At 34.8% G+C, this 13,833-nt stretch carries 17 protein-coding genes; all 17 read right to left on the bottom strand.

Annotation, left to right across the window (positions count from 1 at the left end; translation table 11 throughout):
- Nucleotides 1-51: 51 nt before the first annotated feature.
- The 17 genes from rpmF to HYQ40_10560 all read right to left on the bottom strand — a co-directional run bounded on the left by rpmF (nt 52) and on the right by HYQ40_10560 (nt 13,831).
- Entirely contained in the window at nt 52-234 is a 183-nt protein-coding gene (rpmF, locus tag HYQ40_10640) for a 50S ribosomal protein L32 (protein MBZ6528220.1), read from the bottom strand.
- Between the two features lie 29 nt (nt 235-263).
- Nucleotides 264-815: a DUF177 domain-containing protein gene (locus HYQ40_10635; protein MBZ6528219.1), complete on the bottom strand. Its 552-nt coding sequence runs from the start codon at nt 813-815 to the stop codon at nt 264-266.
- A gap of 91 nt (nt 816-906) precedes the next feature.
- A complete protein-coding gene (locus HYQ40_10630; protein MBZ6528218.1) occupies nt 907-2,079 on the bottom strand; it encodes a nucleotidyltransferase family protein in 1,173 nt (390 codons plus the stop codon).
- A gap of 20 nt (nt 2,080-2,099) precedes the next feature.
- Nucleotides 2,100-2,849 (bottom strand): class I SAM-dependent methyltransferase, encoded by a 750-nt coding sequence (locus tag HYQ40_10625; protein MBZ6528217.1) that lies wholly within the window; start codon nt 2,847-2,849, stop codon nt 2,100-2,102.
- Nucleotides 2,849-3,211, bottom strand: coding sequence for a ribosome silencing factor (rsfS, locus tag HYQ40_10620; GenBank protein MBZ6528216.1), 363 nt, complete (start codon nt 3,209-3,211; stop codon nt 2,849-2,851). Before rsfS ends, HYQ40_10625 begins: the two co-directional genes overlap by 1 nt.
- Nucleotides 3,211-3,807, bottom strand: a complete 597-nt coding sequence (gene yqeK, locus HYQ40_10615) for a bis(5'-nucleosyl)-tetraphosphatase (symmetrical) YqeK (GenBank protein MBZ6528215.1) — start codon at nt 3,805-3,807, stop codon at nt 3,211-3,213. Before yqeK ends, rsfS begins: the two co-directional genes overlap by 1 nt.
- 29 nt (nt 3,808-3,836) lie before the next feature.
- Nucleotides 3,837-4,481 (bottom strand): nicotinate-nucleotide adenylyltransferase, encoded by a 645-nt coding sequence (locus HYQ40_10610; protein ID MBZ6528214.1) that lies wholly within the window; start codon nt 4,479-4,481, stop codon nt 3,837-3,839.
- A 52-nt stretch (nt 4,482-4,533) separates the two neighbouring features.
- Nucleotides 4,534-4,851 (bottom strand): ribosome assembly RNA-binding protein YhbY, encoded by a 318-nt coding sequence (yhbY, locus tag HYQ40_10605; GenBank protein MBZ6528213.1) that lies wholly within the window; start codon nt 4,849-4,851, stop codon nt 4,534-4,536.
- A gap of 15 nt (nt 4,852-4,866) precedes the next feature.
- Nucleotides 4,867-6,009, bottom strand: coding sequence for a ribosome biogenesis GTPase YqeH (gene yqeH / locus HYQ40_10600; protein MBZ6528212.1), 1,143 nt, complete (start codon nt 6,007-6,009; stop codon nt 4,867-4,869).
- Nucleotides 5,981-6,505 carry a YqeG family HAD IIIA-type phosphatase gene (locus tag HYQ40_10595; protein MBZ6528211.1) on the bottom strand — a complete coding sequence of 175 codons (525 nt, stop codon included), beginning with the start codon at nt 6,503-6,505 and terminating at the stop codon, nt 5,981-5,983. Before HYQ40_10595 ends, yqeH begins: the two co-directional genes overlap by 29 nt.
- A 217-nt stretch (nt 6,506-6,722) precedes the next feature.
- Nucleotides 6,723-6,953 carry a YkuJ family protein gene (locus tag HYQ40_10590; protein MBZ6528210.1) on the bottom strand — a complete coding sequence of 77 codons (231 nt, stop codon included), beginning with the start codon at nt 6,951-6,953 and terminating at the stop codon, nt 6,723-6,725.
- 194 nt (nt 6,954-7,147) lie between these two features.
- Entirely contained in the window at nt 7,148-8,344 is a 1,197-nt protein-coding gene (locus tag HYQ40_10585; protein MBZ6528209.1) for a glycosyltransferase family 4 protein, read from the bottom strand.
- Between the two features lie 100 nt (nt 8,345-8,444).
- Nucleotides 8,445-8,978 carry a biotin transporter BioY gene (locus HYQ40_10580; GenBank protein MBZ6528208.1) on the bottom strand — a complete coding sequence of 178 codons (534 nt, stop codon included), beginning with the start codon at nt 8,976-8,978 and terminating at the stop codon, nt 8,445-8,447.
- Nucleotides 8,978-9,982: a biotin--[acetyl-CoA-carboxylase] ligase gene (locus HYQ40_10575; GenBank protein MBZ6528207.1), complete on the bottom strand. Its 1,005-nt coding sequence runs from the start codon at nt 9,980-9,982 to the stop codon at nt 8,978-8,980. Before HYQ40_10575 ends, HYQ40_10580 begins: the two co-directional genes overlap by 1 nt.
- 98 nt (nt 9,983-10,080) lie before the next feature.
- Nucleotides 10,081-11,805, bottom strand: coding sequence for a phosphoenolpyruvate--protein phosphotransferase (gene ptsP, locus HYQ40_10570; protein MBZ6528206.1), 1,725 nt, complete (start codon nt 11,803-11,805; stop codon nt 10,081-10,083).
- Nucleotides 11,805-12,071: a phosphocarrier protein HPr gene (locus tag HYQ40_10565; protein MBZ6528205.1), complete on the bottom strand. Its 267-nt coding sequence runs from the start codon at nt 12,069-12,071 to the stop codon at nt 11,805-11,807. The genes ptsP and HYQ40_10565 overlap by 1 nt, the downstream gene beginning before the upstream one ends.
- 176 nt (nt 12,072-12,247) lie before the next feature.
- A complete protein-coding gene (locus tag HYQ40_10560) occupies nt 12,248-13,831 on the bottom strand; it encodes a peptide chain release factor 3 (protein ID MBZ6528204.1) in 1,584 nt (527 codons plus the stop codon).
- Nucleotides 13,832-13,833: the final 2 nt, after the last annotated feature.

Below are 13,833 nucleotides of genomic sequence, written 5' to 3'. Positions count from 1 at the left end.
CATATTTTTGTGCAAAAAAATAGAGCCAATCCTTAGATTAGCTCAACAAAATTATTCAGCTGTATTAGATACAACTTCTTTTCCATCGTAGTGTCCACATGATGAACATACACGGTGGCTTAATTTTAATTCTCCACAGTTAGCACAAGTATTCATTCCTGGTACTTGTAACTTGTAGTGTGTACGACGTGATCTTTTCTTTGCTTTTGATGTTTTACGTTTAGGTACTGCCATTCTCTACACCTCCTAGTTGATGTTTGAGGTTATTGTTCCTCATCTTCGTTATCTAATAGCGTTTTTAAGGCTGCAAAGCGAGGATCAACCGTTTCGGCTTTCTCTTGCGCTTTTTTTAGCTCGTATTCTTCTTCGGTGACGACTGTCCAATGATTACCAGACGGCATTTCGCTGTCTTCTTCTCCTGGTTTTAATACTCTCATAGGTATATTAATTGCGATGACATCAGTAACTGCTGCACCTAGATCAATATAGTCGTACTCGAGTACAATCGTAGTCTCTTCATATTCCCCGACGTTTCCATCATATTCCTCATACACATAGCGTTCACTTATTGGAATGTTTAAGTGCAATGGTACTGGTTCTAATGATCTCGAAGACGGTACTGTCAGACGAGTATCGATTTGACCATGAAGAATGATATCTTCATTAGAAGGTACGAAATATCCGTTTACAATAACCGATTCCACATCTATAATCGAAGAATTACGCTCCATAAGGAGATCTTTAATATCTAAAGACTCTTCAAATTGAATTATATCATCTGGATGGTCTTTCAGTTGGCGGATTGTCCATTTCATCTATTATCACCTCTAAAACGACAAGATTTATTATATTGAAGTTTACAATTCTTGTCAAGATTATTTTGATATTAACACGATTCCTTTTCGATTAAAATCGAATTGGAAATCTTCCAGTGTTTTGATTTGTAATTTTTTTCTTTGGATTCAATGAAAATACCCTATCAGCGCGTAAATTTAAGTCGTAATTTTTTGCATTCTTTTGCGTCATATTACTAAATAAATTCAACTTTTCATTGTTTCGCTTAGTTTTAATTATTTGCCTTCCAGCATCCGTATAGCCCAATATTCGAATAGCTAATTGATCGTTGTTTAATTCAATGCTATCTTGCCATTCATTAGACGTTATATTTAATAGTATCATCATTAGCTTTCTTTGTATTGAAGCTTTAGTCCATCTTTTGGAAGTAAGTGCGTCAATTAATTCTTCGAAACTATGTGTTTCGTTCATTTGCTGATAGATATAACTTTCAATACCATGATCTATACTATTGTAATTCGTTAATCTATCTGAGCCTTGGCTTAACACTTGATACTTTAATAAATCATAATAATTAGCCATTTGTATTATTGGATTGCTTTGTAACTTGTGATAAGTCATCGGTGGTACTTTCTCCGAGTCATTTAAATCTTGATAATACAACGCTCTAATTTGACTTCCACTCAAGATTTTGTGATTTCTATCGTCTTTAGTAATCCGAGGTAATGCTATGATTTCCATCGTTGAATCCATCTTATAAAGAGACTTAATATATTGAATCCCCAACAAATGATTTGGTGAGTTCTCAAGTAAATTAGAATAGGTAGAATGATTCGATATTGAATCAACTGCAAATTGGTAACTTGCAGCATAAGAATACCCTTCTTTTAAAAATGATTTAACACGAGTATCAATAGCATGTTCGTTCTTTTCTAACCAGTCAACATAAGTAGTTAACTCTACAGTTGTGGCTGATTCTGTACCAAACACAAGATAATCAGCACCTAAAAGCTCTAAAGTCTTAACCGACCAAGATGCAAAATAGTCAGCCGATTGTAAACTGGCTAAGAGTGGGAGCTCTAAAACGAGATCTGCTCCATATTCTAAAGCAAGCTCAGCTCGATGCCATTTGTCTATTATAGCAAATTCTCCCCGTTGAACAACATTACCGCTCATCAAAACAACCACAGCATCTGCGTGAGTGATTTGTTTTATTTGCTCTAATTGGTACTTGTGGCCTAGATGGAATGGATTATATTCTGCAATAACCGAAGCTATCTTCATCTTATCACACTCCCTATAACCTACTTAGTACATCTAAAAAACCAACGATCAGCCTTTTTATCAATCTTCTTGTTATAATACTTTTTTCCGTAATCTACAAAAACTTCTATCTTATTTGCTTCAAAACCTGCTTGATTTAAAGCATCTAAGTATTTTTCTAATTGATACGTTTGCTCTGCCAATTCAACATCAACTCGTTCAAATTGCATTCCATCCATCTGCCGATACACTGTTAGATAATGCTCCACACTTAGTGACTTTGGATCGCTTGCACTCTCCCAAATTAATGTAGCAGTTTCATCTTGGTCAAAGTATTCAAATTCCGAAAAAACATCTGTCATTTGATACGGTGTCCAAACATCAAATAGCAATGTTCCATTATCCGATAATGCTTGATACATCCCTGTAAAAGATTGCTTAACCGCTTCGTAATCGTTTAGAAAACAAAGTGAATCTAAATAACAAGTAATCAAATCAAAGTTTGTTAAATCGTTTGATAAATTTGTCATGTCACCATATTTGAATTCAATATTTGGCAGATTCACTACTTCTTTACGAGCAATATCTAACATATCTTCATCAATATCAATCCCAGTTATTGAATCAACAAAAGGAATCATTAATTGAGTAAACCATCCGGTACCACAAGCGACATCTAACATCTTTTTAGGTTTACTCTCTAAGCTATTTAATGTGTAATCAACCCAATATTCATAAACAGACAGATCATTAAAACGATCATATACATCTGCTATCTTACTGAAACTCATTACTCAGTAACCCAATCTTTAACGTCCACTAAAGGTGCGTCTTGCCAGATTTTTTCTAAATTATAATTAGCGCGTTCAGAATAGTGGAATACATGTACAATGATATCATTCATATCAATCAATACCCATTTACCGCCACTTTTACCTTCAACATTTTTAAGGTCGAAATTATTTTTGTGCGCAACGGTAGTAATTTCATCAACAATGGCTGCTAATTGACGATCATTTTTCGCATCCATTACTACAAAGTAATCTGCTAATGGTGTTAATTGTGCAACATCTAACGCCATTATGTCTTGTGCTAAACGATCATCAGCTGCTCGAACAATGACTTCTAATTTTTCTATTGTATTTATAATAATTAATCCTCCTGTTTTTTTGTCCAATGGTTGTAAATTACAACACTTTCAACATACACTTTTTTATTTGTTTCAACTAGATGCATGACTGTCTCTCGCATCTTATAAAACACCACTTTATCAATTGCTTTATCTGCTAATTCCCTAGCTTTATCGACACCAGGAAAATCTCGTCCTGGCTCAATATAATCAGCAACAAAGAGAATTTTACTTAATAAACTCATCTTTTTTTCCCCAATTGTATGCTCAGCTATAGCATTGCTAATCTCATCATCCAGCACGTTATATTTCGCGCGTGCTAATTCAGCCGCAGCTAGTCCATGCCAGATTGCTTCATTCGCGAATTTAAGCGGTTCGTAAGGAGCGTACATCGATGCCAGTTGGTACATCTTATCTTTTTCGTAATCCTTACAATGATCATGCATTAAAGCAGCTATACTAACTTTTTGTAGATTAGTATAACCATATCTTTCAGCTAAGTTTAAAGCTGTTTCTTCTACACGCAGAACATGTTTAAATCTTTTTGGTTTTAATTCTTTTTGAAGATTACTAAGCAATTCATCCCTAGTCACGTTGATATAATCATTAGTGTATAGAATATTTGCTACCAAAATCTTTCCTTCTTTCTTTAATCCATCTCATAAAGTTTGTGCTTATGGATATAATCCTCCACTTTACTTGGTACTTGATAACGGATTGATTGCTCTAAGTATACCCTTAGTCGAATCTCAGTTGAACTTAATTCAATGAGTGGTGAATCTACCCAAAGAATTGGGTATTGCCCTTGATATGGATATTCACCGGGTCGTCTAACACCAACAAATTGAACCAATTGAATTAATTCTTCGATATTTCTCCATGTTGACAAATCATTGGCACTATCTGATCCAATAATAAAATAAAATTCTGATTCTGGATATGTTTCAACAAAATGTCTCATCGTATCAACCGTATAATTAACACCACCTCGATGAATTTCATACGGTTGGACTTTAAACAATGGATTGTTTAAAGTCGCAAGCTGTAACATCTTAAGACGGTGTTGCGAAGCGATTGTTGTCTTTCCTGGTGCGTGCGGTGGCTTTGCTGTTGGCATAAACCACACTTCATCTAATTCTAACTGATTCCCAACTTGCTCAGCCATAAGTAAATGTCCAAGGTGTGGTGGGTTAAACGTCCCACCTAAAATACCGATACGATGTCTACCCTCAACCGGCGATTTCGGAGTGAGCTGACTAAGAATAATAGGTTCGAGTGCTTCTTCAATTGACATAAATTCTTTTGTTTTTACTGTGCCATTTGAATGATCCATTATACATGTCCCCTTAGTTTAATCGTTGAACTTGTTGACTAATTTCTTGATATTTTTCTTTTGATGATGGACGGTATAAGATGGCTGTACTTCCGATAGTTTGAATAATTACGCCATCAATTTCATCGGCTATTTTGTTAGCAACGTCGTCTAAATCCTCATCACTATTTTGTAAAATAACAAATTTTATTAGTTCTCGTTTTTCAATCGCGTTATCAACTTGTTCAATAAATACGTCTGTTAATCCGTTTTTCCCCATTTGAAATAATGGTTTTAAGTTATGTGAGTATTTACGTAAAAATTTAATTTGTGCTTTATTTAATGTAATCATATTATCTCCTTTCATTTATATAATGGCAGTACGTTTTGAAATATTAATTTCTTTAGGTAGCCATACTTTTATTTCCACTTTTGCATTAACTGTCAACCAACCTAAACCAGATATACTAATATCTTGAGTTTCATCCAATGTGAATGTTTGCTCAACAAGTTTTGGAAATTCGTGTGCATAATCTTTACTGGGTGGTGCTAACATGTCGCCTAAATGCTTCTCATATATATCATCAGCATTTTCAGTTTTAGTTCGATGTAAGTATAAATCATTCGAAACATAAAAAGTCATTGCTGTTTTTTCTGCTTCCGATTGAATTAAATCCACTCGACCAACACCGGCTAAGAAAATCGTTTGATCTTCATTTAACTGGAATGTTTTTGGCTTTATCGGCTTACTTGGCAGCACAGTTTCGATATCCGAACGCGTCAAGTGGTGTGCTAGTTGTGAGCGTCGAATGATACCAGGCGTATCTATAATGGCATGGTCATCTGTTAATGGAATTTGAATTAAATCTAATGTCGTACCTGGATGGTTAGACGTTGTGATAACTTCTTTATCTCCACCATAGTATCCAATTAACTGGTTAATTATAGTTGATTTACCAACGTTGGTTACTCCAACGATATAAACATTACGATCATTAATAACCGCTTCAATCTCTTCTGCTAAATCATAAATACCAGCTTTTTTTGTTCCATAACTTAATACAATGTTTTCTGGATACAGACCATGTCTATTTACAGTTTGTCTAATCCAATCTTTTACTTTAGTTTGTCTAGTGACTTTTGGTAGCAAGTCAAACTTATTCGCTGCAATAATGAATGGTTGGTTCCCGATAAATCGTTGCAATCCAGATATCATACTACCCTCTACATCAAAGATATCTACAACTAATACTACAAATGCATCATCATTCGCAATTTCACTCAGTTTGTTTAAAAATACATCATCATCAATATCTAGATCTTGTAATTGATTATAATGTCTCAGTTTAAAACAACGCTGACAATAAAATTCACCTTTTTCAATACCTTTATTCAGTGCTGATTGTGGTAAGTAGCCAATTTCTTCAGGTCGTTCTGTTTGAATCGTTGCTCCACAACCGATACATTGAAAATCTTCTTTTTCAGTCAAGTGTATTCCCCCAATCTCCATTTCTTTCAATTCCAACTAATTTAAACGCGAATCGCTCTAACGTACGATTAATCAGTGTAAAGATATTATCATTTGGAGCGATTGGTTTTACTAAAATGCTTTTTAAATTGTTACGATTTGCACCAATAACATCTGTCATAACTTGGTCCCCTATAACGGCTACATTATGATCAGGTACTTGTAAATCTTCAATAGCAAGCACAAAATGTTTTCGTCGTGGCTTTAAAGCACTAGATGTGAACCTAAGTTCTAATGGTTCTGCGACTTTAAGTACACGATTATAATTGTTATTTGATAAGAGATAAATCCCTATCCCTGCTTCTTTAAATTTAGTTAACCATTCGGCCATTTCTTCAGTATGCTCCCACTGATTCCACGCAATTAAAGTATTATCTAAATCACAAATAATTGCTTTAATATCATGTTGTAATAAATCTTCTGGTTTGATTGCATAGATTGAATTGATGGTCCAAGTTGGAGTCAATAATTTTTTCATATAGTCCCCTTTTAAATTCTAATATTGTCTTTGATATTATAACATATTCTCCCAACATTCTATAATAACATATCATATCACGATTATTTTCACTTTTTTTGCTTAATTACAGTTTGTATCAATTATCACAAAAAAATAATCTCAATAAATTATTAAGTCATGTTATAAGTTTATAACAATGAATAATTTATTGAGATTATTTATAAAGTATAGTTAATTAACCTAATAATTCGTAAATTTCAATAGCAACTAAATCGATATCGTCAAAACGGTAAGTTGTTCCACGTTGACTGTCTGATAATTCAAATGCTTTATCATCTGCATGATAAGTTACTTGGCACTTTTCAACACCATCTAATTCGAAACGGCGAACTTCTGGCTCGCTATTATTAGCATTTACCATTGCCTCTAAGCGTTGGATAATACCTGTCAAAACTGAAGTTTTCATATTTGATTCCTTTCGTTAACAGAATTGCTCATTGGGTGAGCAGCAAAAACTAATAAAATTAGTTTTTCAATATAGTATATGTTAACAAAATGCTTTAAAAATGCAAGAAGCTTCATGTACTAAATTCAATAAAAACACAATTAATTTTCAACTTTCGCAATGAATGCGTTATTATTTTAAATATGAGTCTAAAATTAAGAGTTACTCCATGACTCTTTAACTTCACCTAACATCCTTTCAAAGAAATTTGAACGTGTATGATCTGAATTTTCAATCAATTCTTCATAGAAGAAATAGACATTATCAGCAAATCGTTCAGCTGAAATACTATCCAATAAATCAAGATTAATACTTTCAATTTCTCCGCCATACTTTTTATCTAAATAGTTAATGATTGCTTTATCTAAAGAACCATTAGGTGCGTATAGTTGTCCGAATTCTCCCGATTGTATTATTAAATTTAGATAATCATTTTCTTTAGCCACTAAAGGCAGTCGATTAGCAATTGACTCCAAGTAGGTTAGACCTTGTGATTCGGACTCACTTGCATTAATATACAAATCTGCCATTTGGTAATATTGATTGACTTCATTATGCAAAATTTCACCAATAAAGTGTACGTTTTTCAATTCATATCCCTTAGCAATTGTCTCTAACGTCTCACGGTATGGTCCATCCCCTACAATAACGAGATGTGTCGAAGGATACGCTTCTTGAACTGATGGGAAAGCCATCAAAACTTCATCTAAAGACTTTTCTTTAGATAAACGTGATAATGACAACAGAACAGGCGCATCCATTGGAATATTAAGCCTCTGGCGAATTAATGAACGGTAGTTCTCATTAAACTTTGGTAGTAAAACACCTGTCGGAATAATTCGCATAGGTGCTTCAACTCCATAATCTTTTAGAGTTGCATATGTTAATTCGCTTGGCGTAATAACACCGTCTGCTTGTCCGCAAAACGCCTTTGAAAACCAACGGACATGTTGTCGCTTAATTAAGCGTCCATTCCATATATAATGTGTATAGTTTTCATACATTGTATGATAAGTATGGACTGTAGGTATTTTCAGTCTACTTGCTACATACTTTCCCGCTAATCCTAAACTAAATTCTGTATGTGTATGAATTATATCTAAGTCATATTCTCTTGATATCTTTAAACACCGATCTAAACCACCATAGGCAATCCGACGATCTTCAAAACTCGCAAAAGGTATACTTGGTAATCTCACTACCCCATTCTCTGGTCGTGCATCCGGATCGGATGTTGTAAATATTATGACTTCATGGCCAACTTTTCTTAACTGATCACAAAGTATCTTAATTGATGTCGATACTCCACTAACTTGTGGAAAATATGTGTCAGTAAACATGCCAATTCGCATCAAATACCCCTCTCAACTATAATTTGTCTATACTGTTAAAGTACTTTTTAAAATGTAGACCTATTGTATCACAAGGATATTTCAATTTGTAGATGCAGTTCTATAAGATAATTTTAAGCCTCTTATAAATTATGATTGCTAAAAGAGATTTAAATATATCTCCTAGAATAAATGGAAAGAAACCTAATTGTAAAACATGAGTGAAACCAGTATCAATATTCAAGACATTTCTAAATATAATATACATATAACTTAAACCGATAATATATAAAATAACGGTACTTATTAAAATACTCATGCTAAGTTTTAGGTTCTTTTCACTTTTTAAATTTTGATTTAAATAACTTAACGTAAAGCTAGCCGGAATAAATCCGATAACGAACCCAAATGATGGTGATAAAAATGATCCAAAACCACCCGTTCCCCCACTAAAAACTGGGAGTCCCACTAGTCCGATAGCCAAATACATAATTGTTGTCATTACTGCATAACTTGGAGGAAGAACTAAGCCTATCATCAATACAGCAAAAGTCTGCAAAGTTAAAGGGACAGGACCAAAAGGCACTGTTAGTTGAGAACAAATGATTAATAATGCAAGCATTAAAGCCATTTTAGTCAGAATTCGTGTATTCATTATTCAGCCTCCTCAGCAAATTGTGTACTAGATAAGTGTATCTCTTGACCAAACAGTTCATCCATATCCCCTGTAGGTAATTCAACTAATAGATGTCCATCTTCATTAATACCTCGAATGATTCCTTTTCTATCTTTATCTTTTACTTTATAAGTCACTGTTTTATTAATCCCTAATAAATGATCCGAGTAATATTGAATAAATTCTTTCTTTTCAATCTGCTCAATATAGCCATTTAGTAAGTTTAAATAGCGAGCTAATAATTCATTTAGGTTCAATTCACCTGGAATATCACCCTCATAGAGCGTTCCAGCAACACTTCTTGTAAGGTCATCAGTATCATCAAATTTCCCTGCTAAGTTAAGCCCCACACCTATGACTACAGATGTTATCTGTCCACTTTCAATATCACTGATTGCTTCACAAAGAATCCCACTAATTTTTTTGCCATTAAAGAATAAATCATTGACCCATTTTATATCTATTCTCTTACCACAAACTTCCTCAATAGCTTGTGACATAGCTGTGGCAGTCGCTATCGTAAAGAGTGGTATATGTTCAGGCTGTGTTTTATTCACAGGTACTATTAGCGATGAATAAATACCATTTTTAATCATTGAGTGAAATACTTTTCCGTAACGGCCTCGACCTTTCGTTTGTTTTCTAGCGATGACATAGTTTTTTTCATTTGGGTGATTCACCGCATAGATTTTTGCCACATCATTAGTGGATGTCACATCATCATAAAATTGAATCGTTAAATCTTTCAAGTTTTCATCCAATAATAAAGATATTTGCTGCGCATCAATATCTTTCGAACTTTGGACATATTGGTATCCTTTTCTTGGAACACTTTGAATAACATAACCTTGTTCACGTAATTCTTCAATGGCTTTCCAAATTGCACTTCGAGTTACACCAAATTCAGTTGCCAATTGTTGGCCAGATAGTGTCATATTCTTTCCTTCAGTAAATCGTTTTAATAATTTATTTTTTAAAGTCATTTTTACACCTCTTTGGTCAACCAATATAAAAATTATGGTTGACGTTGGATTTAAAATAAAACCTAGGCTAAATTAATAACCTAGGTTCATTATAAAAATTATTTTGTTGCTTCTTCAACTAATGCTACAACTTCGTCAGCCGATGTACATTCATTAACTGCTTTAGCAGCTAAGTCTTGCATATCAGTTAAGTTTAAGCGACTAATTAAACTACGTGTTTTTAAAACACTTGAAGCACTCATAGAGAACTCGTCTAAACCTAATCCTAGTAATAATGGTACAGCTGTTTGATCTCCAGCCATCTCACCACACATACCTGTCCATTTTCCTTCAGCGTGTGAAGCATCAATAACGTTTTTGATTAAGCGTAGAATTGATGGGTTATATGGTTGGTATAAGTAAGATACGCGTTCGTTCATACGGTCTGCTGCCATAGAATATTGAATCAAGTCGTTTGTTCCGATACTAAAGAAGTCAACTTCCTTGGCAAATTGATCAGCTAACATTGCTGCAGCTGGAATCTCAACCATAATACCAATTTGAATTTCTTCTGAAACTTCAACACCTTCAGAAAGTAATTCTTCTTTAACTTCAAGTAAGAATGCTTTTGCTTCACGGAATTCTTGTAAAGTAGCAATCATTGGGAACATAATACGTAATTTACCATGTACAGAAGCACGTAGTAATGCACGTAATTGTGTCTTGAACATATCCTTTTTATCTAATGAGATACGGATAGCACGGTAACCTAAGAATGGGTTCATTTCCTCTGGTAGTTCTAAGTATGGTAATTCTTTATCTCCACCAATATCCATCGTACGAACAACCACTGGCTTATCATTCATTGCTTCTAGCACTTCACGGTAAGCATTGTATTGTTCATCTTCAGTTGGGAAGTCAGCAGAATCCATATATAAGAATTCAGTACGGTATAAACCGATTGCTTCAGCACCATTTTCAAGTACAGCAGCAACATCTTTAGGCGTACCAATATTCGCAGCAAGTTCAACTGCATGACCATCTTTAGTTTCTGATGGTGCATCTACAAGTTTTGCCCACTCTGCTTTTTGGTCTTCGAAAGCTTTTGCTTTTTCTTGGTATTGTACGATTTGTTCTTCAGTAGGATCAACAATAATTGTTCCTTCCATTGCATCAACGATAACTAAGTCACCATCTTTAACATCAGAAACAATCGTTTTGGTACCAACAATTGCAGGTATCTCTAAAGAACGAGCCATGATTGCCGAGTGAGAAGTACGTCCACCAATATTGGTAACGAATGCTTTAACAAACTGCTTGTTTAATTGAGCAGTATCACTTGGTGTTAAATCATGTGCTATAATTACAACTTCTTCACTAATCGTTGCTGGGCTAGGTAATTTAACGCCTAATAAAGCTGCAAGTACACGTGTTGAAACGTCTTTAACATCCGCTGCACGTTCTTGCATATAAGCGTTATCTTCCATTGCACTAAACATTTGAATGAACATTTCACTCACATCATTTAATGCGGCTTCAGCATTTAAGCCTTCATTCGATACTTTTTCTCTTACTTGACCAGTAAATTCTGGATCCGATAAGAACATTAAGTGAGCATCGAAAACTTGTGCTTCTTCCTCACCTAACGATTCTGCAGCAATTGAGCGAATTTGTGTAATTTCAGCTGTTGCTTGTTCAACCGCTTTATCTAAGCGAATTGCTTCAGCAGCAGCGTCTGCTACAGTCGTACGTTCAAAAGTTAAATCTGGCTCTGTCAATAGATAGACTGGCGCAATTGCTATACCATCACTAGCTGCAATTCCAGTTACTTCGAATTTTGCCATTATGCAGATAATCCTTCGTTTTTCATTGTTTCAGCAATTGCTTCGATCGCTTCTTTCTCGTCGTCACCTTCTGCAGTGATAACTACATCAGCACCTTGACCAACACCTAAAGACATAACTCCCATAATAGACTTAAGGTTAACTGACTTACCTTTATACTCTAAGTTAATGTCTGATGCAAATTTGCTTGCAGTTTGTACCAATAAAGTCGCGGGACGTGCGTGAATCCCTGTCTCAGCTACTACGTTAAATTCTTTCTTTTCCATTCGAAAAATCTCCTTTATAAATGAAATTTTAATATGAGTTTAAAATAAAACCCTTACTTCTATAAGAATACCATTTATTTTGAGTTTCAACAATATAAAACTCTATTTTTATTTTGATTGATATACAAAGTCAACTTCCTAGCTTAATACCACCATTTATTTGCTTTATAATATTATTATAATAGTTGCTCTAATTCAATATCTGGATACTTATCTTTAAACCAACGTTCAGCAAACTGATTCTCAAATAAGAATACTGGTGAGCCGAAGCGGTCACGTACAAGTAAGTTCCGACTAGATGACATATTCGGGTCTAAATCTTCTGATTTAATCCAGCGAGCTATTTTGCTTCCCATTGGTGTCATATCTACTTCTGCATTATACTCGTTCAGTAAACGATATTGGAACACTTCGAATTGAAGCTGTCCAACAGCACCAATTATATATTCTTCAGTATGGTATGTTTTGTACAATTGAATGGCACCTTCTTGTACTAATTGTTCAATCCCTTTATGGAATGATTTTTGCTTCATAACATTCTTCGGACTTACCTTCATAAACATTTCGGGTGTAAATTGAGGTAAAGAAGGAAACTCAACTGGTTTTTTACCACTATAAATAGTATCACCAATTTGAAGGTTTCCTGTATCATATAATCCAATAATATCACCAGCGACCGCTGTACTCACTTCTTCACGTGTATCTGCCATGAACTGTGTTGTATGAGCCATACGCATTTTCTTTTGTGTACGATTTAAAATCACATTCATTCCAGGTTCAAACTGACCAGATGCAATACGAATAAAAGCAATGCGATCTCGGTGAGCTGGGTTCATGTTCGCTTGAATCTTAAAGATAAATCCTGTGAATTCATCACTTACTGGATCTACTTCGCCCTCGCCTTCAAGTGCAATGGCACCTGGTGACGGTGCTAATTCAACGAATGCATCTAAAAACGTTTGAACACCAAAACCTGTTAAAGCTGATCCAAAAAAGACGGGTGACAACTTACCATTAGCAATCTTATCTAAATCAAATTCGTTTCCAGCCTCATGTAATAATTGAGCATCTTCTAAAGCTTGTGAATATATTGAAGATGACTTGAAGGTATGTTCTCCTTGAACTTCCCCATCCTCATCTAAAGGAATAAATATATCTTCCTCTTCCTCATCATTACCTCTTAACTCTACGCGCTCATTGTATAAATCATATAAACCGATTAAATTGCGTCCCATACCCATCGGCCAATTCATTGGATATGCATCAATTCCTAAGACATCTTCTAATTCAGCAACTAGCTCTAATGGCTCACGCCCATCACGGTCTAATTTGTTAATGAACGTAAAGACTGGAATGCCACGATGACTTACAACTTCGAATAATCGCTTAGTCTGTGGCTCGATCCCTTTACCAGAATCGATTACCATGACTGCCGCATCTACGGCCATTAATGTACGATAAGTATCCTCTGAAAAGTCCTCATGTCCTGGCGTATCCACAATGTTAACTTGATGCCCATCATAATCAACTTGCATTACCGAACTCGTTACAGAAATCCCTCTTTGCTTTTCAATTTCCATCCAGTCAGACTTCGCAAATTTGTTTGATTTTTTCCCCTTTGCTTTAACCGTCCCTGCTTCTCGAATGGCTCCACTATATAACAGCATAGCTTCCGTAATTGTTGTTTTACCCGCATCCGGATGGGATATTATTGCAAATGTACGTCTTCTTTTTACTTCTTGTTCTAGATTATTTACCAAAT

This window comes from Aerococcaceae bacterium DSM 111021, assembly GCA_020112395.1.
Taxonomy (GTDB): Bacteria; Bacillota; Bacilli; order Lactobacillales; family Aerococcaceae; genus Ruoffia.
The sequence above is the reverse complement of the archived record's forward strand: the minus strand, read 5'-3'. Positions and strand labels throughout refer to the sequence as shown.

What these genes read in the sequence shown, in the direction of transcription:
- rpmF (MBZ6528220.1), bottom strand. Translation starts at nt 234, where the DNA reads ATGGCAGTACCTAAACGTAAAACATCAAAAGCAAAGAAAAGATCACGT.
- HYQ40_10635 (MBZ6528219.1), bottom strand. Translation starts at nt 815, where the DNA reads ATGAAATGGACAATCCGCCAACTGAAAGACCATCCAGATGATATAATT.
- HYQ40_10630 (MBZ6528218.1), bottom strand. Translation starts at nt 2,079, where the DNA reads ATGAAGATAGCTTCGGTTATTGCAGAATATAATCCATTCCATCTAGGC.
- HYQ40_10625 (MBZ6528217.1), bottom strand. Translation starts at nt 2,849, where the DNA reads ATGAGTTTCAGTAAGATAGCAGATGTATATGATCGTTTTAATGATCTG.
- HYQ40_10610 (MBZ6528214.1), bottom strand. Translation starts at nt 4,481, where the DNA reads ATGTCAATTGAAGAAGCACTCGAACCTATTATTCTTAGTCAGCTCACT.
- yhbY (MBZ6528213.1), bottom strand. Translation starts at nt 4,851, where the DNA reads ATGATTACATTAAATAAAGCACAAATTAAATTTTTACGTAAATACTCA.
- yqeH (MBZ6528212.1), bottom strand. Translation starts at nt 6,009, where the DNA reads ATGGAGATTGGGGGAATACACTTGACTGAAAAAGAAGATTTTCAATGT.
- HYQ40_10595 (MBZ6528211.1), bottom strand. Translation starts at nt 6,505, where the DNA reads ATGAAAAAATTATTGACTCCAACTTGGACCATCAATTCAATCTATGCA.
- HYQ40_10590 (MBZ6528210.1), bottom strand. Translation starts at nt 6,953, where the DNA reads ATGAAAACTTCAGTTTTGACAGGTATTATCCAACGCTTAGAGGCAATG.
- HYQ40_10585 (MBZ6528209.1), bottom strand. Translation starts at nt 8,344, where the DNA reads ATGCGAATTGGCATGTTTACTGACACATATTTTCCACAAGTTAGTGGA.
- HYQ40_10580 (MBZ6528208.1), bottom strand. Translation starts at nt 8,978, where the DNA reads ATGAATACACGAATTCTGACTAAAATGGCTTTAATGCTTGCATTATTA.
- HYQ40_10575 (MBZ6528207.1), bottom strand. Translation starts at nt 9,982, where the DNA reads ATGACTTTAAAAAATAAATTATTAAAACGATTTACTGAAGGAAAGAAT.
- ptsP (MBZ6528206.1), bottom strand. Translation starts at nt 11,805, where the DNA reads ATGGCAAAATTCGAAGTAACTGGAATTGCAGCTAGTGATGGTATAGCA.
- HYQ40_10565 (MBZ6528205.1), bottom strand. Translation starts at nt 12,071, where the DNA reads ATGGAAAAGAAAGAATTTAACGTAGTAGCTGAGACAGGGATTCACGCA.